Annotated in this window: 26 protein-coding genes and 1 pseudogene; 15 read left to right on the top strand and 12 right to left on the bottom strand. The window is 40.0% G+C overall.

Annotated elements, in window-relative coordinates:
• Window positions 1-2 precede the first annotated feature (2 nt).
• The 11 genes from H6G41_RS08915 to H6G41_RS08865 all read left to right on the top strand — a co-directional run bounded on the left by H6G41_RS08915 (window position 3) and on the right by H6G41_RS08865 (window position 6,661).
• Window positions 3-842, top strand: coding sequence for a hypothetical protein (locus H6G41_RS08915; RefSeq protein ID WP_190745596.1), 840 nt, complete (start codon window positions 3-5; stop codon window positions 840-842).
• A gap of 132 nt (window positions 843-974) precedes the next feature.
• Window positions 975-1,334, top strand: coding sequence for a hypothetical protein (locus H6G41_RS08910; RefSeq protein ID WP_190745594.1), 360 nt, complete (start codon window positions 975-977; stop codon window positions 1,332-1,334).
• A 1-nt stretch (window position 1,335) separates the two neighbouring features.
• Window positions 1,336-1,698, top strand: a complete 363-nt coding sequence (locus tag H6G41_RS08905; RefSeq protein WP_190745592.1) for a hypothetical protein — start codon at window positions 1,336-1,338, stop codon at window positions 1,696-1,698.
• A 1-nt stretch (window position 1,699) separates the two neighbouring features.
• Complete coding sequence (locus tag H6G41_RS08900; RefSeq protein WP_190745590.1) at window positions 1,700-2,062, top strand: hypothetical protein; 363 nt, start codon at window positions 1,700-1,702, stop codon at window positions 2,060-2,062.
• Entirely contained in the window at window positions 2,055-2,423 is a 369-nt protein-coding gene (locus H6G41_RS08895) for a hypothetical protein (protein WP_190745588.1), read from the top strand. Before H6G41_RS08900 ends, H6G41_RS08895 begins: the two co-directional genes overlap by 8 nt.
• 2 nt (window positions 2,424-2,425) lie before the next feature.
• A complete protein-coding gene (locus tag H6G41_RS08890) occupies window positions 2,426-2,746 on the top strand; it encodes a hypothetical protein (RefSeq protein ID WP_190745586.1) in 321 nt (106 codons plus the stop codon).
• Entirely contained in the window at window positions 2,746-3,057 is a 312-nt protein-coding gene (locus tag H6G41_RS08885; RefSeq protein WP_190745583.1) for a hypothetical protein, read from the top strand. The genes H6G41_RS08890 and H6G41_RS08885 overlap by 1 nt, the downstream gene beginning before the upstream one ends.
• Before the next feature lie 16 nt (window positions 3,058-3,073).
• A complete protein-coding gene (locus H6G41_RS08880) occupies window positions 3,074-3,343 on the top strand; it encodes a hypothetical protein (protein ID WP_190745581.1) in 270 nt (89 codons plus the stop codon).
• Window positions 3,343-3,789 carry a hypothetical protein gene (locus H6G41_RS08875; RefSeq protein WP_190745579.1) on the top strand — a complete coding sequence of 149 codons (447 nt, stop codon included), beginning with the start codon at window positions 3,343-3,345 and terminating at the stop codon, window positions 3,787-3,789. The genes H6G41_RS08880 and H6G41_RS08875 overlap by 1 nt, the downstream gene beginning before the upstream one ends.
• A 121-nt stretch (window positions 3,790-3,910) precedes the next feature.
• Window positions 3,911-6,175 (top strand): heavy metal translocating P-type ATPase, encoded by a 2,265-nt coding sequence (locus tag H6G41_RS08870; RefSeq protein WP_190745577.1) that lies wholly within the window; start codon window positions 3,911-3,913, stop codon window positions 6,173-6,175.
• 207 nt (window positions 6,176-6,382) lie between these two features.
• Window positions 6,383-6,661, top strand: a complete 279-nt coding sequence (locus tag H6G41_RS08865; protein WP_190745575.1) for a hypothetical protein — start codon at window positions 6,383-6,385, stop codon at window positions 6,659-6,661.
• Here the strand turns inward: H6G41_RS08865 and H6G41_RS08860 are convergent.
• A complete protein-coding gene (locus H6G41_RS08860; protein WP_190745573.1) occupies window positions 6,658-6,945 on the bottom strand; it encodes a hypothetical protein in 288 nt (95 codons plus the stop codon). The two genes, H6G41_RS08865 and H6G41_RS08860, sit on opposite strands and share 4 nt — an antisense overlap.
• Before the next feature lie 217 nt (window positions 6,946-7,162).
• A complete protein-coding gene (locus H6G41_RS08855) occupies window positions 7,163-7,276 on the bottom strand; it encodes a DUF433 domain-containing protein (RefSeq protein ID WP_308796148.1) in 114 nt (37 codons plus the stop codon).
• 6 nt (window positions 7,277-7,282) lie between these two features.
• Here H6G41_RS08855 and H6G41_RS08850 point away from each other — a divergent pair, with 6 nt between their 5' ends.
• Window positions 7,283-8,170 carry an aromatic ring-hydroxylating dioxygenase subunit alpha gene (locus H6G41_RS08850; RefSeq protein WP_190745571.1) on the top strand — a complete coding sequence of 296 codons (888 nt, stop codon included), beginning with the start codon at window positions 7,283-7,285 and terminating at the stop codon, window positions 8,168-8,170.
• Window positions 8,171-8,243: 73 nt separating this feature from the next.
• Here H6G41_RS08850 and H6G41_RS35010 read toward each other — a convergent pair.
• A pseudogene (locus H6G41_RS35010) lies at window positions 8,244-8,423 on the bottom strand (peptide chain release factor 3); the annotation flags it as partial.
• A 140-nt stretch (window positions 8,424-8,563) separates the two neighbouring features.
• Here H6G41_RS35010 and H6G41_RS08840 point away from each other — a divergent pair.
• Window positions 8,564-8,977, top strand: coding sequence for a heavy metal-responsive transcriptional regulator (locus H6G41_RS08840; protein WP_190745569.1), 414 nt, complete (start codon window positions 8,564-8,566; stop codon window positions 8,975-8,977).
• 12 nt (window positions 8,978-8,989) lie between these two features.
• Here H6G41_RS08840 and H6G41_RS08835 read toward each other — a convergent pair whose 3' ends face one another.
• Window positions 8,990-9,925: a GIY-YIG nuclease family protein gene (locus H6G41_RS08835; RefSeq protein WP_190745567.1), complete on the bottom strand. Its 936-nt coding sequence runs from the start codon at window positions 9,923-9,925 to the stop codon at window positions 8,990-8,992.
• Between the two features lie 408 nt (window positions 9,926-10,333).
• A complete protein-coding gene (locus H6G41_RS08830) occupies window positions 10,334-10,567 on the bottom strand; it encodes a hypothetical protein (protein WP_190745566.1) in 234 nt (77 codons plus the stop codon).
• 467 nt (window positions 10,568-11,034) lie between these two features.
• Here H6G41_RS08830 and H6G41_RS08825 point away from each other — a divergent pair, with 467 nt between their 5' ends.
• Window positions 11,035-11,454, top strand: a complete 420-nt coding sequence (locus tag H6G41_RS08825; RefSeq protein WP_190745564.1) for an Hsp20/alpha crystallin family protein — start codon at window positions 11,035-11,037, stop codon at window positions 11,452-11,454.
• Window positions 11,455-11,562: 108 nt separating this feature from the next.
• Here the strand turns inward: H6G41_RS08825 and H6G41_RS08820 are convergent, their stop codons facing one another.
• On the bottom strand, window positions 11,563-11,877 hold the full coding sequence (locus H6G41_RS08820; RefSeq protein WP_190745563.1) for a hypothetical protein: 315 nt from the start codon (window positions 11,875-11,877) through the stop codon (window positions 11,563-11,565).
• A 141-nt stretch (window positions 11,878-12,018) separates the two neighbouring features.
• Window positions 12,019-12,753, bottom strand: coding sequence for a glutathione peroxidase (locus H6G41_RS08815; RefSeq protein WP_190745561.1), 735 nt, complete (start codon window positions 12,751-12,753; stop codon window positions 12,019-12,021).
• 54 nt (window positions 12,754-12,807) lie between these two features.
• Between H6G41_RS08815 and H6G41_RS35695 the strand changes: the two genes are divergently transcribed.
• Window positions 12,808-12,936, top strand: coding sequence for a hypothetical protein (locus H6G41_RS35695; protein ID WP_277878063.1), 129 nt, complete (start codon window positions 12,808-12,810; stop codon window positions 12,934-12,936).
• Window positions 12,937-13,001: 65 nt separating this feature from the next.
• Here the strand turns inward: H6G41_RS35695 and H6G41_RS08810 are convergent, their stop codons facing one another.
• The 5 genes from H6G41_RS08810 to H6G41_RS08790 all read right to left on the bottom strand — a co-directional run bounded on the left by H6G41_RS08810 (window position 13,002) and on the right by H6G41_RS08790 (window position 17,940).
• Entirely contained in the window at window positions 13,002-13,823 is an 822-nt protein-coding gene (locus H6G41_RS08810; RefSeq protein ID WP_190745558.1) for an SDR family oxidoreductase, read from the bottom strand.
• Between the two features lie 169 nt (window positions 13,824-13,992).
• On the bottom strand, window positions 13,993-14,478 hold the full coding sequence (locus H6G41_RS08805; protein WP_190745556.1) for a glutathione peroxidase: 486 nt from the start codon (window positions 14,476-14,478) through the stop codon (window positions 13,993-13,995).
• Between the two features lie 26 nt (window positions 14,479-14,504).
• A complete protein-coding gene (locus H6G41_RS08800; RefSeq protein ID WP_190745554.1) occupies window positions 14,505-15,398 on the bottom strand; it encodes an oxaloacetate decarboxylase in 894 nt (297 codons plus the stop codon).
• A 151-nt stretch (window positions 15,399-15,549) separates the two neighbouring features.
• Window positions 15,550-15,813, bottom strand: coding sequence for a hypothetical protein (locus tag H6G41_RS08795; RefSeq protein ID WP_190745552.1), 264 nt, complete (start codon window positions 15,811-15,813; stop codon window positions 15,550-15,552).
• Between the two features lie 87 nt (window positions 15,814-15,900).
• Window positions 15,901-17,940, bottom strand: coding sequence for a hypothetical protein (locus H6G41_RS08790; RefSeq protein WP_190745550.1), 2,040 nt, complete (start codon window positions 17,938-17,940; stop codon window positions 15,901-15,903).
• Window positions 17,941-18,077: the final 137 nt, after the last annotated feature.

Here is an 18,077-nt window from a genome sequence, read left to right as displayed (position 1 = left end):
TTATGTCTTTACCCGAAAATTTTAATTCATGGGAACACTTGCAAAAAACATACATGCTTGAATATAACAGGCGTGTAGATAAATTTTTTAGTGATATTCAAGGTAACGGGGATTTATCTAGCGTTCGCTCAAGTTTAAAGTTAGCTTGCAGATTAGTAGACGGTGATAATGAGGCTACTTGGGACTTACGCACTTCTCTATTTTTTGATGTTATTGGTTATTCTCGTAAAAATTTATCTATTTTCTACGGTAGTACTACAGATACTAGTACAGATGTTTCGGCGCATCCTAAATTATGTTTGTACTTCTCCCAAGATGCCCAAGCAGTACCAGCCGACGGGAAACGCATCGACCATGAAAAAACATGCAGATTGACTAAATTTGCATCTAAAGCTGGGCAAGCATTACCTGCAATTACTAAAGCCAATTTAATAGAACTTGCCAATGAGGTAAAAGCTCAGTTTGTTAATGCTAACAAAGGAACTATTTACACTTGTGGAAAAGTTTTAGTAAGTTACACCGACCCAATCAACGGATTTCCTAAGGGTAATTATTGGTTAGTAAATTCCAAAAGTGAAGGCATCGAGTTGTATCAAAAGTTATGTAACGTTATAGATTCACCGTTTGATATCAATAAATTAAACGTTTCCACACCAGAAAAAGACAGCACAACTAATCAAAATACTGGTAATGACACAATATTAGGAAAGCAGTATAAACGCAGAGCATACCGACCAGTAGCAAACTTACGCTTTCGGTATGCTTACGTTAGTTTTGGAAACACTGCACCCCCAATCTTTTTAATAGATACTACTTATCGCAATACTGCATTAATTACTTAAATGCTCTAAAAATTAAAAATTATTCCACAACATAGGGAAACCTATTAGGTTTCCAAGTGCCGGAACGCTGTTAATGCTGTGTTATTCCTTTGGAATATCAGATAGTTTCGCATCAAAAAACTAACTCAGCTTATGGCTACAAGAGTATCAGGTGTTGAAAATGTTCCTCACGTTGTTGGAACAGGTGAAAATAGAGTTTTATTAGTACTGCCAGATATCTATTCTTCTTTTGGCGCTGCTATTGGAGTTGTTAAATTAGTTGGTGATCCTCCTGCTGGCGTACCATCTACCACCGTTGGACGTGCAGTTGCAGAAGGTTTAGTACGCCGAATCAAGATATCTTATATTGGCGCAAATACCAAGCGCAAAACATCAACCTTGGTAGTGGCTTCTGAAAAAGGAATGCAAGCGAGAGCTACTCTAATTGGCGGTACATATAACAGTTTTAAAATTAAAACCGCTTACTACCCAACACGTATCAGACTTGGGTAATATGCCCAGACTTCAGAAGTACTACATTAGTAATGTTGATTTTGACAAAATCTATTTCAAATCAACAGCCGGACTATATCAGAGCATTGGTAGCGCGATTACAGGTATTTATCCTGCGGCTGACAATGAACAAGATAATCCAGAAGTCACAGTTAAAAGCTTGTTGCTAAAAGGCTTATTAATTCGTCTTAATGCAATTGTCGTAATTGACAGTAAAAGACGTTCGCTTGATTTGCTTTGTAATCGGCTGGTTTTCCCTGCGGTGCTTGACTCAGGACTAAGTAAAACTTTTGCGATTACTGGCGGTGCTTCTGGTCAAATCAAATCTTTAAACCAACGCAGAAAACAAATTTCCAGAGGATAAAATGCCGAAGTTAGATAAATATGTTGCGACTGTTTCAACCGTCAAATATGCGTTTCGTGCGCCTGCTGGGCTTTATGCTGGCGCAATTGCTACCGCTACAGGTGTAGCTGTGGCTGGAGACACTGATCAAGATTTACCAGAATTTGCAGTTAAAGAACTGCTCAAAAAAGGTATTTTGCGCCGTGTAACTGCAATTACTACAACTTCCGCCGGTCGTCGCAGTCGATTAGGTTTATTGTGCGGAAAGGATAAATTAGCCACAATCCTTGATGCATTGGTAGATGATACCTACACAATCACCGGTGGTGGAAGTGGAACCATCAAGTCAATTGGCTTTAGTCGTCGTGTTGTAAGTCGTGGCTAGTTGGCAGTCTTTGGGGGAGTTGACTGTCAGTAATGACTGGCAGTCATTTTCTAGCTCAGTTATTGCTGAAACATTCCGAATTACTACCACAATTGTCAATCAGGATGATTGGGATAAATGGAAATTTAGAAGCGCTGCTTACTTGCGGTTTATTTACATAGATAACAGTGCATCTGTTCGTTATTACATCCGAGTTTTAGATACTCCCACAGTTTACCGCTTTGAAATTCCCCAGGAATTAAAAAGCCAGTTGTTTGTTCTGCGAACTCCGCAAATTATCAGGGCATCTCGATACTTACCATTGACCCCTGACGGTAATTTTGCTCAGTGGTCATTTAAATTAGAAGCGCTTCAGGGTTGAAAATGGCAATAAATAATGTATTAATTGGGGAATCCAATAACAAATTTGATACTTGCACTAATGATGATAAAAATCTAGTCGCAAATATCAAAACGGAAATTTTAAAAGCTAATGCAGAAAGAAAATATGCTGCTTTTATTAATAATAGCTCAGTGGATATCACCTTAATCTTAGGGACTGCTGATAGAGGAGCTATTAATAAAGGCATTATCTTAAAACCTCGCGGTAGCTATGAGGTAAATTCTCAAAACCTTTACTTGGGTGCAGTGTTCGCTGTATCTGCTTTTGCAGCAAAATTAACTTTTGTGGAGTGCGTTGAGTAATGGCTTTATACAATCCTGCATCAGTTACCGTTACCCCTTCCACTGCTAGCACTTCTACACCTAGCACCGTTAACTCTAGCGCTACAAGTGTTACTATCCTGGCTTTAAATTCCAACCGCAAAGGCGCGACAATTTGGAACAACAGCACGGCTGATTTATATATTGATTTTGACTCAACTGCATCTACCAGCGATTTTGCCGTGAAATTATCGGCAGGTGGATACTTTGAATTACCTTTTGATTACACTGGCGTAATTAGTGGCATTTGGTCAACCGCTAATGGTAGTGCTTTAGTACGGGAATTAACTTAAAAAAATCTTGCAGCCTATGACCACTCAAACAATTATTTCGGCGGCTGCTTTTACCTTGGCTTTTGGCAGCAATATTGTGTGGCTTTTTATTACTTATGGTAATTTTGAAAAACGCAAACTATCCGCAGAGCGTGACTTTAATCATTTGAGAAATAATCAACAAAATATTTCTCAGGGTATAGCTCACGGATTTGACGAGATAGAAGCCAAGCTTAATACTATGGCGCGTGATTTATTAGAGATTAAAATTTGGATTATGCGCGCTAAAAAGCAAATAGAGGAGTAATGCCTTTATACAATTTGCAATCCGTAGTAACTCTTCCTACCAGCTTTACCCATTGGCACGATGAAAGCATGGTAGTAACCGGGAATCCTCTTAGGTCAGATATCAATACGTCATTCCTTTACGGTGTAGAGATTTATCAAAATCCCCCGGCTATCAATGACAGCTTTAAGTTTTCGAGAGTGCTACAAGCTGGTAACTATAGGCTTAGATTGCTAACGCTCAATAGTAGTATTCTCGGTAAACTCAAGCTAGAAGTTAATAACGTTTTAGCTTTTGATGATCTCGATTGCTACAACCCCAGCCCTAACCTAAATGTTTACATGCAACGTGACATTGTAATCGCTTCGGATGGTTTGCAGGAGTTTAAGTTTACCGTTTTTGACAAGCACCCCAGCGCTACCAACTACTATTTTTCTGGTCGTAAGATTTGGGGTTACAGACTGTAACAGTCCTCTGGGGATTCTGCTTAGTTCCAATTTTCTTCTTTACCCCCCTTGACACTCCAGTTCACTGGAGGATTCAAGATGTAATTAATCTTGAACATGACTTAATAATTGGAGCTTGCAAATGGAAAATGCCACATTAAAGTTACGCGGTATGAGTTGCGCTTCCTGCGCTAAAAGTGTAGAAGATGCAATTCGTTCTGTCCCTGGTGTGAATGAATGTAGCGTCAATTTTGGGGCGGAACAAGCAACTGTAGATTATGACCCCAAAACCACAGATTTACAAGCTATCCAAGATGCGGTGGATGCAGCCGGTTATGCTGCTTATCCTCTACAAGCACAAAACTTGCTGGCGGGAGACGATGATGAAGAAAAACGATATCGTCTGCAAGAATCCCGTGAATTACAGCGAAAAGTGACGATAGGCGGCGTTATTAGCATTGTGTTGGTAATTGGTTCCCTCCCGATGATGACAGGCTTAAATCTGCCTTTCATCCCCATGTGGTTGCATAACCCTTGGTTGCAATTAATCCTAACTACTCCCGTACAGTTTTGGTGTGGTTACTCGTTTTACATTAATACCTGGAAAGCTTTAAAGCGTCATGCGGCGACAATGGATACCCTAATTGCCTTAGGTACAAGTGCCGCATATTTCTATTCCCTATTTGCCACATTGGTTCCCGGCTTTTTTATTGCCCAGGGATTGATGCCAGATGTATATTATGAAACGGCGGCGATTGTAATTACCTTAATTTTATTAGGGCGATTGTTTGAAAATCGCGCCAAAGGGCAAACTTCGGAAGCAATTCGCAAGTTAATCGGTTTACAGGCGAAAACTGCGCGGTTGATTCGCAACGGCAAAGAAATAGATGTACCCATTGAGCAAGTAGCCATTGGTGATGTAGTATTGGTGCGTCCTGGTGAGAAAATTCCTGTGGATGGCGAAGTAGTTGCGGGGACATCTACAGTTGATGAAGCGATGGTAACCGGGGAAAGCGTACCTGTGAAAAAGCAAGCAGGGGATGAAGTTATCGGCGCAACTATCAACAAAACGGGAAGTTTCCAATTTCGCGCTACCAGGGTAGGGAAAGATACTGTATTGGCGCAGATTGTCCAATTAGTCCAGCAAGCCCAAGGCTCAAAAGCGCCGATTCAAAGATTAGCAGACCAAGTTACCGGGTGGTTTGTGCCTGCGGTAATTGCGATCGCTATTTTTACCTTTATAATTTGGTACAACATCATGGGTAATGTCACCCTAGCGTTGATTACTACAGTTGGGGTGTTAATTATCGCTTGTCCTTGTGCTTTAGGTTTAGCTACACCCACATCGGTGATGGTAGGAACGGGGAAAGGTGCAGAAAACGGGATTTTAATTAAAGGTGCAGAAAGCTTAGAACTAGCACATCAAATTCAAACCATTGTCCTAGATAAAACCGGCACAATTACCCAAGGTAAACCGACAGTTACAGATTTTCTCACAGTTAACGGCACAGCTAACGGCAACGAAATCAAGTTAATTCAATTAGCTGCATCCTTAGAACGCAATTCCGAACATCCTTTAGCAGAAGCAGTTGTCAGATATGCTCAATCTCAGGAAGTACCATTAACAGAAGTGAGAGATTTTGAGGCAATTTCTGGGAGTGGCGTACAAGGTAATATTTCTCATAGGCTGGTGCAAATTGGTACCCAACGCTGGATGGAAGAATTAGCAATTAACACTCAAGCCTTGCAACAGGACAAAGAACGCTTAGAATATTTGGGGAAAACCGCCGTATGGTTAGCAGTTGACGGCGAAATTCAAGGATTAATGGGAATTGCGGATGCAATTAAACCCACTTCCACCCAAGCGATAAAAGCATTACAAAAACTCGGTTTAGAAGTTGTCATGTTGACAGGTGACAACCGCCGCACCGCCGAAAGCATCGCGCGAGAAGTCGGGATTAAACGGGTTTTAGCCGAAGTGCGTCCCGATCAAAAAGCGGCTACAGTCCAAGCAATCCAAGCAGAAGGTAAAATTGTGGCAATGGTTGGGGATGGAATTAATGATGCACCAGCTTTAGCTCAAGCCGATGTAGGTATAGCCATTGGTACGGGTACAGATATTGCGATCGCAGCGAGTGACATCACCTTAATTTCTGGCGATTTACAAGGTATAGTCACAGCAATTCAACTCAGCCGCGCCACAATTCGCAATATCCGCCAAAATCTCTTCTTTGCTTTCATTTACAACGTCGCCGGGATTCCCATCGCCGCCGGAATTCTCTTCCCCTTCTTTGGTTGGTTGCTAAATCCCATCATCGCCGGTGCAGCAATGGCTTTTAGTTCAGTTTCTGTAGTAACTAACGCTCTGCGTTTGCGTAACTTTCAACCTAAAGGGGTTAGGGGCTAGGGAGCAGGGGAGAGAAACAGTTGTATTGAATTCAGACATGGGAATAATTTATTTTTTGGACATCCCTAACCAATGACAACTGACAACTGTACGGGCGGGTTCACGGATATCTTCGCCGATCAATGATGATCTTAATAAACCAGCCCCTACTAACAACTGACTACTGACTTTTAACACGCAAAGCCCAATAAAATAGGAGGTTCTTTCATGGTGAAGAAAACAGCATTGATTGGTAGTATAGTTAGTTTTGGGATATTATTCGGGATTGCGTCTAGTAAAGTGGTTGCGCAAACATCCCACGAAGCGCATTCATCGCCAACAGTCCAAACCAATCAATTTCAAAGAATTGAACAACCAATAGGAAATAAAATAGCCGTCACTCTTGGCGGGTTGGGATTAATGGGCTTAGAAATTTGGTGGTTTTTGCTGAGTAAACCCAAATCTCAGAAAGCAGTTGCTACAGAGAACGTTACCGATATTATTTAAACTTGAATTGCTCCCAATGCTTTGAGGTTCATTTTTTGCCCCTCAGAAATTCCCGTCACCCCGGTAATATTCACGCCTTCATAGGGAAGATGTCTGCTGAAAGTTTGCACAGTTTTAGCTGTTTGCACATCGTAAATTTGAATTGGTTGTTCTAAAAATGCGAGCCTTCTTAATTTTGGGGTGCGATCGCCTAAGCTTGAGATAGTTGTAAGCGATCGCGAAATTTTTGAGACTAGTGCGATCGCCAATTTTGTAGGATGCGCAATTCGGGTAGAGTACGGCATCACCGAATTGCAGAATTAGCGATCGCCTAAGCTTGAGATAGTTGTAAGCGATCGCGGAATTTTTGAGACTAGTGCGATCGCCAATCTTGTAGGATGCGCAATTCGGCGAGAGTACGGTATCACCGAATTGCAGAATTAGCGATCGCATTCTGATTTTGGAGAGCGATCGCAGGCAGAAGCTACTATGATTAAATTAGCCTGACTAACCTAATTTGCGTCAACAATTACCGCCATATCGAACTGTGGCAAATTTTGTTGAAAGTGTCTGAACAGGAACTCTAGTACCAGCAAAAACTGGAGTATCACCCATAACTTCAGGGGATAAACTAATTATCAGATGGCTAAAATACCTTTGTTTTTAAGGAATACTTGGTACTATGCATTACCGAGTAAGCAGCTAAAACCTGGACAAATACTTTCAAAAACCCTCTTAAACGAGCAAATCGTTTTTAGTCGCGATCGCTCAGGTACAGTCTTTGCTAAAAAAAGTGAAACGAAAGATTACCCCATAAAGGAGGCACAAGGCAATATATGGATTTATATGTCAAATGATGAGACTTCTTTAGTACTAGAAGACATTCCACAAATCCCTGAATTTGCCAATCAAACTCACCAAGCTGTTGAATCGATCCGCTTTCCTTGTAATGTCGATCATGCTGTATTCGGATTGATCGATCCTGCTCATATTGCTTTCGTTCATCAGGCGTGGTGGTGGCGTTCTCCACAAACGCTCAAGGAAGTAATCAAAACTTTTGAACCATCTTTGTACGGCTTTACTATGCGGAAGCATCCACTAGAACAACAAACCTTTTTCTATCGGTTGCTTGGAGAAAATCCACAGATCGAAATCTCATTTCGTTTGCCAGGAATTCGGATTGAGAAGGTGTCTACCGAGAAACATTTAGTCTGTAACTTAACAGCAATTACTCCCATTTCCGAAACTGAAACCGAGGAAACAACTATGTTTTACACAACTTTATCTTGGTTTCCTATTCTTCAACCATTGTTGCTGTGGTTCACGCGCAGTTTTCTCAATCAAGATAAAAAAATTTTGCTTAAACAACAAATAGGCTTGAAATATAATCCGCCCTTAACTTTAGTTGGAGATGCTGATGCTCAAGCCCGTTGGTACTATAGATTGAAAGCAGAATTTGCTCGCTCTCAAATGCAGGGGGCTTCTTTTGTTCATCCAATTAAAGAAAAGACACTTCGATGGCGTAGTTAGTTCGGTGAATTACTCAGGATTTTGCTACGCAAAACCCTGAGCTTCTGTACTCAAAGGAGAGTACCTTAGTTTAGACTTTCGCCCTAACTTTGGTCTTTATTCTACTTTTACTGAACAAACGACCTACTTTTTCCAAAATAGCCCAGCCGACTGTTACCCATCGCGCTATTGAATAAGGTAGCATTTCTAAGTAAGTCTCTACTCCATACTCATTCATCAGCCGAAACTGCACCACTTCAAATTGAAGTTGACCGCGTCTGGGTGTGAGATGATGGCAAAGTTCCGCCGATGTTCTATTTCTTGGGGAGCGATCGCTTTCCTGCTTGACTCTCCAGTCAGATGGAGAGTCTATTATATGATCCGTAATCATATCACAATCAGGGTTTGGTAAGTATGTTAGCCCAAGCAGAAGGAAAACAGATTGGTGTAGTTGCCAAAGAAAGCGGCGTACCCATTAAAACAATTCGTTACTATGAAGAACTTGGCTTACTCAAATCATCAGGAAGAACTGAGGGTGGATTTAGATTATTTAACTCTGATGTTTTAGAGCGACTGCACTTTATTAAACGCGCGCAAAGCTTAGGATTAAGTTTATCGGAAATTAAAGAATTTTTAAACGTTCATGATAGCGGCGAATTACCTTGCGAACATATCAAGATTAGGCTAGAAGATAAGGTAAAAGCTATTGATGAACAAATTCAGCAATTGATGATTTTAAGACAAGAATTATCCGGCTTACTCTCTGGCTGGGAAATTAAGCCAGATAATTCTCATGCAACTATTTGCCCAATTATTGAAAATGATTGAGGCTTATGCTTTTTAAGCAGCAATTTTTACCAAACTAGAACTGTCTTCCAGAATATCAATAAAAATCTCCGAGAGTATTAACGGTTTCATTTGTTCTAGTTCGCGTAACACATTCTTAGCCTCCTGAATCTTAAATTTGTAATATTCAGTTAAACTACCAATGAGATAGTTAAACTCTTGATAGCGGTGTTTGAAATACTTTTCTACATTCCCTCGGTGTTCCCAAGTTCCTAGAACTTTGATATTCACTTTTTCTGGGTAATGTGCAATTAAATCTAGTTTGATTTCTGCTAGACGTTCTTGCATATTTCTTGTGGTAACTCCAATTTTGTAGAAAATTCCTTTCTGAGTTTCAATTTCCAAAAAATAGAGTTGACAAGCTAAGACACGTTTGAGTTGAGCGCGGTACAGCTTCAAATCAGTCAGCCGATATGCCAAATCAGGAGAGTTTTTATGTTTAGCATGTTCAAAATCCAACTCTAATTTCAGCAGCTTTTTGAGTAATAACGGCTCCTGTACGTCATTAAATCGAGTTAATTCCAGCGTGCCTACAGGAATTTTACCCAAATCGCTCAATTCATATTCAGGTGGTATGAAATATACATTTTTTTTCAACATTCCTGCTTTGAGCAACCCAGGCGTAACTAAGTAGGAACTTATGGGATAATTTTTGGCTCCGTACTCCTGCCACAGCAATTTTAACTGTGCTAAATCCTTTCCTGATAGCTGAATGTTAAAATTGTCATACAGAGGTAATGTCGGAAATTGTCGATTAGCTACAGGGCGACAAGTTTCATGCTCGTGAGCAAAATGATGTTCTTTTACCTTGCCTTTTTTAGCAATTAAGCTACCCTGGCAATAAGGGCACTTAAGTGAAGTCTTTCCTCTAGGGATATCTTCAATACATATTAATTTATCCTCTCGATCTACACCATATTTGAGCCACATTTTCACACCATGATTTAAGCTGAAAGTTGCTCTTACCAGTGTGCTGTAACTTTTTTAAAATGTCTCTATCTTTAGGGCGAAAATGTGATTATCATATAAAATTTTTTCAGGACACAAAAATTTTTGCACCGCTCTATCTGTCACGTTATTTTGGTTAATTTGTATAATTAAGTTTAATTTTAGTTTGATAAATTTAAGCGTAATTAAATAGATATATTATGACACATGTGGCACGGTATACCTTAATAAGTCGGCAAATACTGTAGATAAATAAATATATAAATTGTTAGTTAATACTAATGATTTTTTATTAATAAATAAATAAATAAATAAATATATAAATAAATAAAGCAAGCTAGTAATTTACTTCAACTCAACAATCAGCTTTTTCTCTGTTGATAAAAGTCTTTATGCAGCAGCTTCATCTTGGTTTAATCGCTGTAACCATTGCACAATTCGTTGACGTTGTACAGCATTTACCTTGATACTGGCGCAGCGTAGCGCTACCCTAGGGAAGATAGCGCGTAAATCCGCTAACATTTCCAGTGTTTCGCAAGCTTCTAAGCACTCAGCAATGTAATCGATGGATTCGAGGGTGAGCCATTCGGGTGTCGCTTCTTTGTCGCAAATATGATACTTCATAATATTTTCAGATTAAGCTATCGCATTTTCCGTTCCCCAACCGGGGATAAGTTCTTGAGAATACAAGTCTAATTAGTATAACTTACTACCATACAATTTCTTAGAGGAAAGTCGAGTTCTTGAGTTTTCCTCAGCTACCTGCTGATGATGCTTTATTATAGCCCTCACATCACTCAGCTAGTAGATAAGAGTATTTAGTAATGTGCCAATATACTTTGAAGCGCTGCAACTCTCTCATTTTAGATATTAGTAATGAATAATGTATAGTAATTTATATTCGAGTTTACCGAACCGTAAAATTAGCGTAAACCGTAATATTATTACTTTTCTAATTTAGTGCGGTAATCATCACGAGTGCGGTGATAAAAACCGAATTTACACAACTTTTCATCATGCTTAATATAAGAATCAAAGCAACGAATTAAATTCTAATTCCAGTAAATAAACAGTTAGAGGTTAGAAATAATATGGCTATTCTACGCTACAATCCCCTTGCTGAAATGACTACAGTGCAACGTCAAATTGAAAAAATGTTTGAAGATTTACAAGGACAAACATTTAAAACTCCAGCAGCAGAATTGACAGAAACTGAAGATACATTGTATCTTAGACTCGAACTACCTGGAGTTTCAGCAAAAGATGTAGATATTGAAGTCACAGAAAATGCTGTTAAGGTGATAGCAGAACGCAAATTTGAAAATCAAGAGGGTACTCGTTCAGAATTTTATTACGGTAAGTTTCAGCGTGTAATTCCGCTCAAAGCCAGAATTCAAAATACCAATGTCACCGCAGATTATAAAGATGGTATTTTGACTCTGACATTACCCAAATCTGAGCAAGAAAAGAACAAGGTTGTCAAAGTTAATCTAGAACAACCTACTGCTTAGTTTAAAGCTTTTTCCTCCAATGATTGATTGAGATAACTTAGAGCTTGGTGATATTATTACCAAGCTCTTTTTTCTATCACAGCAAAGGGTTTCGGTTGGTATTACAAATTATTCTGCTTTATTTTTACTCTGAGATTGCTCTTGAATAGTAGCTATCCCATGTATACCAAGCCCAGTAATTACGCCACCAATTAAACCCCAAGTACCATCAGCAAATACATTAATCCGATGAGCTAATGTGCGATGATAGGCATAATCTAATTGTCTATCATTCGCTTGCTTATCTTTTGCCAACTTTTCTATATAATTTTCTGCTTTTCCTAGGGCTGCATAATCTAAAATAAACCAATAAAGCGATACCCCTACCACTGCTAAACCAGGGATCACCAAAGTAATTAAAAGAATGATTTTACGTATATTCATTTAACTGGAAAACTTACTCAGCACTAGGTTTATCAAAAATCAAAACTTCTTGAAGCTCTCAGTAACCACAATCAACAGTCAACAGTCAACAGTCAACAATTTTTAACTATTGACCATTGACTATTGACCATTGACTATTAACTATGCTTCACCAAAATAAGCTGCTAAGGCTTCGGAACCACCAATAAGTTGTCCATCGATAAATACTTGGGGTACTGTTGTCGCACCTGTAACTGCTTTTAAAGAATGAGTAGTTACATCTTTACCTAAGACAATTTCTTCATAATTTAAGCCATGTTCTTTGAGTAAAGCTTTAGCGCGCGCGCAGTAAGGACAACCTACTTTGGCGAATAAAGACACTAGTTTCGGCTTCACAGCTTGGGGATTGATATATCTGAGCATTGTTTCAGCATCAGATACCTTAAAGGGATCTCCTGGCTCTTCTGGTTCGATAAACATGTTATCAATTACACCGTCTTTAACCAGCATGGAATAACGCCAAGAGCGTTTACCAAAGCCCAGGTCTGATTTATCTACGAGCATTCCCATACCTTCAGTAAATTCACCGTTACCATCAGGTATTAAAGTGATATTACTGGCTTCTTGGTCTTTTGCCCATTCATTCATGACAAAGGCGTCATTGACAGAAATACAGACAATGTCATCAACACCATTTTCTTTAAACACATTCGCCAACTGGTTATAACCAGGTAGGTGAGTAGAAGAACAAGTTGGAGTAAAAGCACCTGGTAAGGAGAAAACAACCACTGTTTTGTCAGCAAATAGCTCGTCAGTGGTGATATTTACCCACTGATTGTTTTGACGAGTACGGAATGTCACATTGGGGACTCTTTGTCCTCGGCGATTTGACAGCATAATACCTCCGAAATTTATCAATCAATGGATAGTATGAGGCGATCGCTAGTCGAAATGTCAATAAGTGTACAATTTTACCAGCTAGGAGCAGCCGCCAGCAGGTTCGGCGATAAATGGTGCGATCGCGACTACAAATTCAGTCCGTCGATTCATATGGTAGAACATTACGCCCAGTTAGTTTGATTCCTTCACTCAGCAAGGATGCCTTATTTATGTGAAAACTGGGTATCTCAACATCATGTAATTAGCTAAAAAATCATCTGGGGCTGGATTAATTTATATCCAGCATCTTTGATTTTTTGATTCGATACCCAAACATTATATTGGCGGTTACTTTGTTGGGAAGCATCCCAAACAATTGGCGGTAAATTATGTTTTGTAAATAACCGATTAAAAAGCTCTCTATTAGTTAGATGGGCATCATCGACTACATTATAAATACCTTGCCAATGATGTTCGCAAGCCCAGTTAATCACACCGACAATATCATCCAGATGAACCCAGTTAGCGATATCATTACCAGTACCAGGACGAGATGTCCCTGCAACGCGCCCAAATATTTTGATCAGTTCCCTACCAGGGCCATAAATACCGCCTAAACGCAAAATACAGACGCGGAAATTATCATTAGCTGCTGATAGTAATAATTCTTCAGTTTGCCTCAGTATTATGCCATTAGGAGTGGTAGGATTCACCGTTGTTTCTTCATCTACAACCTCACCATTTCTATTACCATATACAGAATAAGTGCCTGTATATATCAATTGCCGAAGCTTAGGCATTTCTGGTAAGATGGAAACTAAAGTTTTGGCAGTTTGTAAATAGACTGGTTCATACTCGCCCCCTTTTGCAGATATGCTTAACAGCACTACATCTTGATTTTCTAATGCTGCTTTTAGACCTTCAGGATCGTTACCTTTTGTGACTAGAACTTTTTGAGCTACGGTTTCTAGTTCTGAAACCCGTGCAGGCGTAGTAGTGGTTGCAGTCACCACAAAGTTATTTTTCTGTTGCCAATATTTAGCAACGGCACAACCAACATAACCACAACCAATAATTGCAATATTCATATTTAGATATAGGAGCTAGGGGCTAGGGGCTAGGGGTTAGGGATTAGAGAAGAGAGATTTTTATGAGTTTATTATGATTTTTTTGCGATCGGCTATATTGAGAATTATAAAATTTTAGGATGAAGTGTAAAGTTCAATCTCCATACTTTAGCCTTCATCCTTAAGTTGATTATTTTGCTAATTCACTTTCGATAGTTGCAATTAACTCTGGTGAATATGGCTTAACACTACTTTTAAAACGTGCTACAACTTCACCTTGCTTGTTAACTAAGAATTTTTCAAAATTCCAAGCTACAGGCCCTGTTGGTTCAACTGCATTTGTAAGTCGAGCATAAAGTGGGTGTTCGTGCGGGCCTTTGGTTTGAATTTTATCGAATAGTTCAAAGCTGACTCCATACTTACTAGTACAGAATTGGACAATTTCTTCGTTACTACCTGGTTCCTGCGCACCAAAATCATTGCAAGGAAAGGCAAGAATGCTTAATCCTGCATCTTTATATTCTTGATTCAATTTTTCTAATCCCTCATATTGAGGAGTATAACCGCAGTAGGATGCGACATTGACAATTAAGAGTACTTTGCCCTGGTACTCACTAAGTTGCTTATCCGTACCATTGATGGTTGTGACTGTAATGTCAGAAATGTTAGCGCTCATGTTAAATTTTTGCTTGTGAATTCTTTCTAAATTCTGTCAGAAATTGGTGTGTAATTTTCCGCTGCAAACTCCTTTTCAATTTGCAGATATTGCGGAACACCAACCAGTGCCTGAAAATCTTGAAAGTTCACTAATTCAGAAAAATTCGCTGTGTTTCCCTGGGTTTTAAGGTGTTGAAAGCAAGCAGTCATGACTTTGGTGACAGCCAACAAAGCAGTCAGAGGAAAAAATACTATTTTAAAACCTAATTGCTGTAATTCGGCGCTAGAAATCTGTGGAGTTTTACCACCTTCAACAATATTAGCCACTAGTGGCACATCAGGAAAAGCGGCGGCGATCGCTTTTAATTCTTCAACAGACTGGGGTGCTTCGACAAATAGTATATCTGCACCTGCTGCTATATAAGCGCGACCACGAGCGATCGCTTCTTCTAAACCCAGTGGCGCACGGGCATCTGTACGGGCAATAATTACCAAACTACTATCACCTCTGGCTTCTACAGCGGCACGGATTTTGCCAGCATGTTCTGCAAGGGGAACAACGCGCTTACCCTCAAAGTGACCGCACTTTTTTGGCCATTCCTGATCTTCTAACAATACCCCAGCTAAACCCAACTGTGCAGCATCCTTGATCGTGCGCATCACATTCAAGGCATTACCATAGCCAGTATCTAAATCAGCAATCAATGGCACATCAATTGATTGCGCAATCCGCCCTACACTGTAGAGCATTTCTGTAGCCGTGAGAAAACCGTAGTCTGGTAAGCCCAAGGTAGAAGCAGCAATACCAAAACCACTTGTAGCCACTACTTCAAAACCTGACTGTTGGGCTAGTTTAGCACCTAGGCAGTCATAAACTCCAGGAATGACAATAATTTCAGGACGCGCCAATAACTGACGCAGTTTTTGTCCAGCTGACATAGCGTAATTTCAAATCCAAAATTCCCCTATTTGAGAATACAGCCTTGGATGGCAAATTTGATTCGCTTCGCGTGTCAGTTGTTAGTAGGGGCTGGTTTCTTTAGATCATCGTTGATCGGCGAAGATATCCGTGAACCCGCCCGTACAGTTGTTAGTAGTCAGTTGTTCTCAAGAAAGGCTCTAGCTGCTCAATACCGAGAATCTCCCCATCGCCGACAATATCTTTGCGGGTGTGAAATGTGAAATGTCGCTGCTGTCCCAATTGTTGCCATTCTTGTTGCAATGCTGTGTGAGGATAATTACCACTGTTGAGCATCTCCAAGATTTCCGGCCAAACTAGTTTAATACTGCTGACATCACCAACGAAAACTTTAAATCGACCAATGTTAGCGATCGCATAAATTCCAGTAGCCATAAGCAATTGAAAATTCATCAGTCACTTTTCAAATACAATCAAGACACAGAAAAATGATCCCCAATGTCTTATGCCCAAAACTAAAGTTTAACCTTCTAGCGATCGCTTATAAACTGGTCTTCCTTGAGAATCATAGATCGCCAAGGACATGTTCGCATTGTCACTAATGACTCCTAGGGCTTGCTGTAAAATTTCTAAGTGTTGATTGCCGTTAGTAATCATATTTGGATTGCCAGAATTATTGGCAGGTATATTACTTTGCCTTGCTTGGTCATATTCACGGCTCAACTGCACAGTAATTTCTTGATTGTTGATCGTAAAAGTACATATCCGCATTCCCTGAGTACAAACTTTATTCAGATCTGTGCGGGTTTTTTGCAAATTATTAGCAACTTCTAGTTTGACTTTTGCTTGCTTAAGGGTGGCAGAATAGGGTTCAATTAAAGCTTGCGCCTGACGATACTGAAAGCTATTATCACTAATTTGCTTGGCAGACTGTAACGCCAGTTCCCATTGGGCTACTGCTGCTTGCCATTGTTGCTTTTGCTCAAAAGCTTTAGCTTGCTTGGCGGCGTTAATAGCTTGTTGATAAGTTTTCGCTGCTAATTGTTCTTTAGTGGTGCGATTACGGGCTGCTGCTAGTTTGGGTTTGTATTCTTTTAATAGTTCTTGGGCTTGTTGATATTCTGAGCTACTGGGCGGAATGATATTTAAGGCATTAACTGCTACCTGCCAGGTAGACTGAACTTTTTGCAGATCCTTTAAGGATTTAATGGCTGTTTCTTGTTGGGTGGCAGCATTGGCTACAGCTTGAGCAGCATTGAGTTTTTTTAGCCATTTTTCTGCTACTAGTAATTGCTGATTAACACCGTTTAAACCAGCACGGTAGCTCAGTAATTTTACTTGTGCTAAAGTGTACAATTCGCTATTAGCAGCGATCGCTTCTAATGGTGCGATCGCCCGTCGCCACAGTTTTTGTCTACCTTGCAATTCTTCTAAATTACCACTAGGCGTTTGCGTTTTCCGCGTTGCCAACTCTCCTGCTTGCAAAGCTTTGACTACCTGATCGATTTTCTCCGCTGAGCCAGATAAACTGGCACGTAGTTCCTCGATTTTGGCATTATTCACAGACCAAAAAGGTATCTGTGCTAATTCTGCGCTTGATGCATTGAGTTGATGTTGTAATGTGACTAATTGCTGTTCTGATTTAGCCTGACGCATCAATCGTCTAGATTCTGTCTTTAATTGATCGGCTGTCTGAATTGCTTGACACTCCGAAAGAATACAGGGATTGGTGAGGAAGTAAATTCCGCTACCTAAAACCAAAGTTCCGACACAAGCTACACCCAACAAGATTAATTTGATTGGTTTTTTTGGCTTTTCCGGTAACAGATTTGGTGCGCCTGCGAAGGGATCAAACGGTTCTTCCTCAACTTCATCGCTGAAAGCACTTGTCGAGCTATAAGGTACGAAGGTTGAATCTATTTCATTATTGAAAGAACTTGTTGAAGTAGGGGGCGCAAATGCAGAATCCATCTCATCACTAAAAGAAGGAGGTGAGACAGGCGGTGCAAAAGGTGAATCACCCTCATCACCAAAGGTCGCTTTTGAGACAGACGCTGCAAAAGGTGAATCACCCTCATCCTTGAATGAATTTGTCGAGACAGGCGGTGTCAAAGGTGAATCAGCCCGATCGTTTGTAGCACCTGGGATGGAATCGCCAAAGGAAGGAAAGATTAATTTATTATCAAAAGAGTTATCGCCAGACTCTTGGCCAACACTTGCTGGTGGTGGAGAGTAAGAATTTATATCTTCGATTTCTACCCTCTGATTAATGTAGAGGGCACGTTTAGTATAAGGACGTTTTTCACCTAATACTCGCAGAAAGCATTGTACATGTTCGTGCCGATGACTTAATAATGATTGGATGGCATCCTCAAGCACTTGAAAAACTGTTTGAGTGTCAACCGTCAAGCCTGCTGGATGTTGAATGAGAATCATTAGTTCGTCATTATTGACAGCACACTTAACTTGGAAGGCTCCACCAAATGGAACTTCGGCTAGGAATAGTTCCTGCAAAGTTTTGGTTAGTAGCTGTAAGTCATCTTGCTGAACTGCTACTTTCATAGAGGGTTCTTCTATATAGTGTTTCTTATCTTCGAGGGTAGGAAAGTTAGGACTTTCGTTTGTTGAATGCAGATGCACAGTTTAAGCAACCAGAGCCAGAGAATCAGATTGACCAACTTTCTAACACAAATTCTGAG

It is taken from the genome of Tolypothrix sp. FACHB-123, assembly GCF_014697075.1.
Taxonomy (GTDB): Bacteria; Cyanobacteriota; Cyanobacteriia; order Cyanobacteriales; family Nostocaceae; genus Aulosira.
This window is presented reverse-complemented; position numbering and strand designations above follow the sequence as displayed.

Excerpts from the sequence above, each read along its gene's own strand:
- H6G41_RS08915 (WP_190745596.1), top strand. The coding sequence starts at position 3 with ATGTCTTTACCCGAAAATTTTAATTCATGGGAACACTTGCAAAAAACA.
- H6G41_RS08910 (WP_190745594.1), top strand. The coding sequence starts at position 975 with ATGGCTACAAGAGTATCAGGTGTTGAAAATGTTCCTCACGTTGTTGGA.
- H6G41_RS08905 (WP_190745592.1), top strand. The coding sequence starts at position 1,336 with ATGCCCAGACTTCAGAAGTACTACATTAGTAATGTTGATTTTGACAAA.
- H6G41_RS08900 (WP_190745590.1), top strand. The coding sequence starts at position 1,700 with ATGCCGAAGTTAGATAAATATGTTGCGACTGTTTCAACCGTCAAATAT.
- H6G41_RS08890 (WP_190745586.1), top strand. The coding sequence starts at position 2,426 with ATGGCAATAAATAATGTATTAATTGGGGAATCCAATAACAAATTTGAT.
- H6G41_RS08885 (WP_190745583.1), top strand. The coding sequence starts at position 2,746 with ATGGCTTTATACAATCCTGCATCAGTTACCGTTACCCCTTCCACTGCT.
- H6G41_RS08880 (WP_190745581.1), top strand. The coding sequence starts at position 3,074 with ATGACCACTCAAACAATTATTTCGGCGGCTGCTTTTACCTTGGCTTTT.
- H6G41_RS08875 (WP_190745579.1), top strand. The coding sequence starts at position 3,343 with ATGCCTTTATACAATTTGCAATCCGTAGTAACTCTTCCTACCAGCTTT.
- H6G41_RS08870 (WP_190745577.1), top strand. The coding sequence starts at position 3,911 with ATGGAAAATGCCACATTAAAGTTACGCGGTATGAGTTGCGCTTCCTGC.
- H6G41_RS08865 (WP_190745575.1), top strand. The coding sequence starts at position 6,383 with ATGGTGAAGAAAACAGCATTGATTGGTAGTATAGTTAGTTTTGGGATA.
- H6G41_RS08860 (WP_190745573.1), bottom strand. The coding sequence starts at position 6,945 with ATGCCGTACTCTACCCGAATTGCGCATCCTACAAAATTGGCGATCGCA.
- H6G41_RS08850 (WP_190745571.1), top strand. The coding sequence starts at position 7,283 with ATGGCTAAAATACCTTTGTTTTTAAGGAATACTTGGTACTATGCATTA.
- H6G41_RS08840 (WP_190745569.1), top strand. The coding sequence starts at position 8,564 with ATGTTAGCCCAAGCAGAAGGAAAACAGATTGGTGTAGTTGCCAAAGAA.
- H6G41_RS08835 (WP_190745567.1), bottom strand. The coding sequence starts at position 9,925 with ATGTGGCTCAAATATGGTGTAGATCGAGAGGATAAATTAATATGTATT.
- H6G41_RS08830 (WP_190745566.1), bottom strand. The coding sequence starts at position 10,567 with ATGAAGTATCATATTTGCGACAAAGAAGCGACACCCGAATGGCTCACC.
- H6G41_RS08825 (WP_190745564.1), top strand. The coding sequence starts at position 11,035 with ATGGCTATTCTACGCTACAATCCCCTTGCTGAAATGACTACAGTGCAA.
- H6G41_RS08820 (WP_190745563.1), bottom strand. The coding sequence starts at position 11,877 with ATGAATATACGTAAAATCATTCTTTTAATTACTTTGGTGATCCCTGGT.
- H6G41_RS08815 (WP_190745561.1), bottom strand. The coding sequence starts at position 12,753 with ATGCTGTCAAATCGCCGAGGACAAAGAGTCCCCAATGTGACATTCCGT.
- H6G41_RS35695 (WP_277878063.1), top strand. The coding sequence starts at position 12,808 with ATGTCAATAAGTGTACAATTTTACCAGCTAGGAGCAGCCGCCAGCAGG.
- H6G41_RS08810 (WP_190745558.1), bottom strand. The coding sequence starts at position 13,823 with ATGAATATTGCAATTATTGGTTGTGGTTATGTTGGTTGTGCCGTTGCT.
- H6G41_RS08805 (WP_190745556.1), bottom strand. The coding sequence starts at position 14,478 with ATGAGCGCTAACATTTCTGACATTACAGTCACAACCATCAATGGTACG.
- H6G41_RS08800 (WP_190745554.1), bottom strand. The coding sequence starts at position 15,398 with ATGTCAGCTGGACAAAAACTGCGTCAGTTATTGGCGCGTCCTGAAATT.
- H6G41_RS08795 (WP_190745552.1), bottom strand. The coding sequence starts at position 15,813 with ATGGCTACTGGAATTTATGCGATCGCTAACATTGGTCGATTTAAAGTT.
- H6G41_RS08790 (WP_190745550.1), bottom strand. The coding sequence starts at position 17,940 with ATGAAAGTAGCAGTTCAGCAAGATGACTTACAGCTACTAACCAAAACT.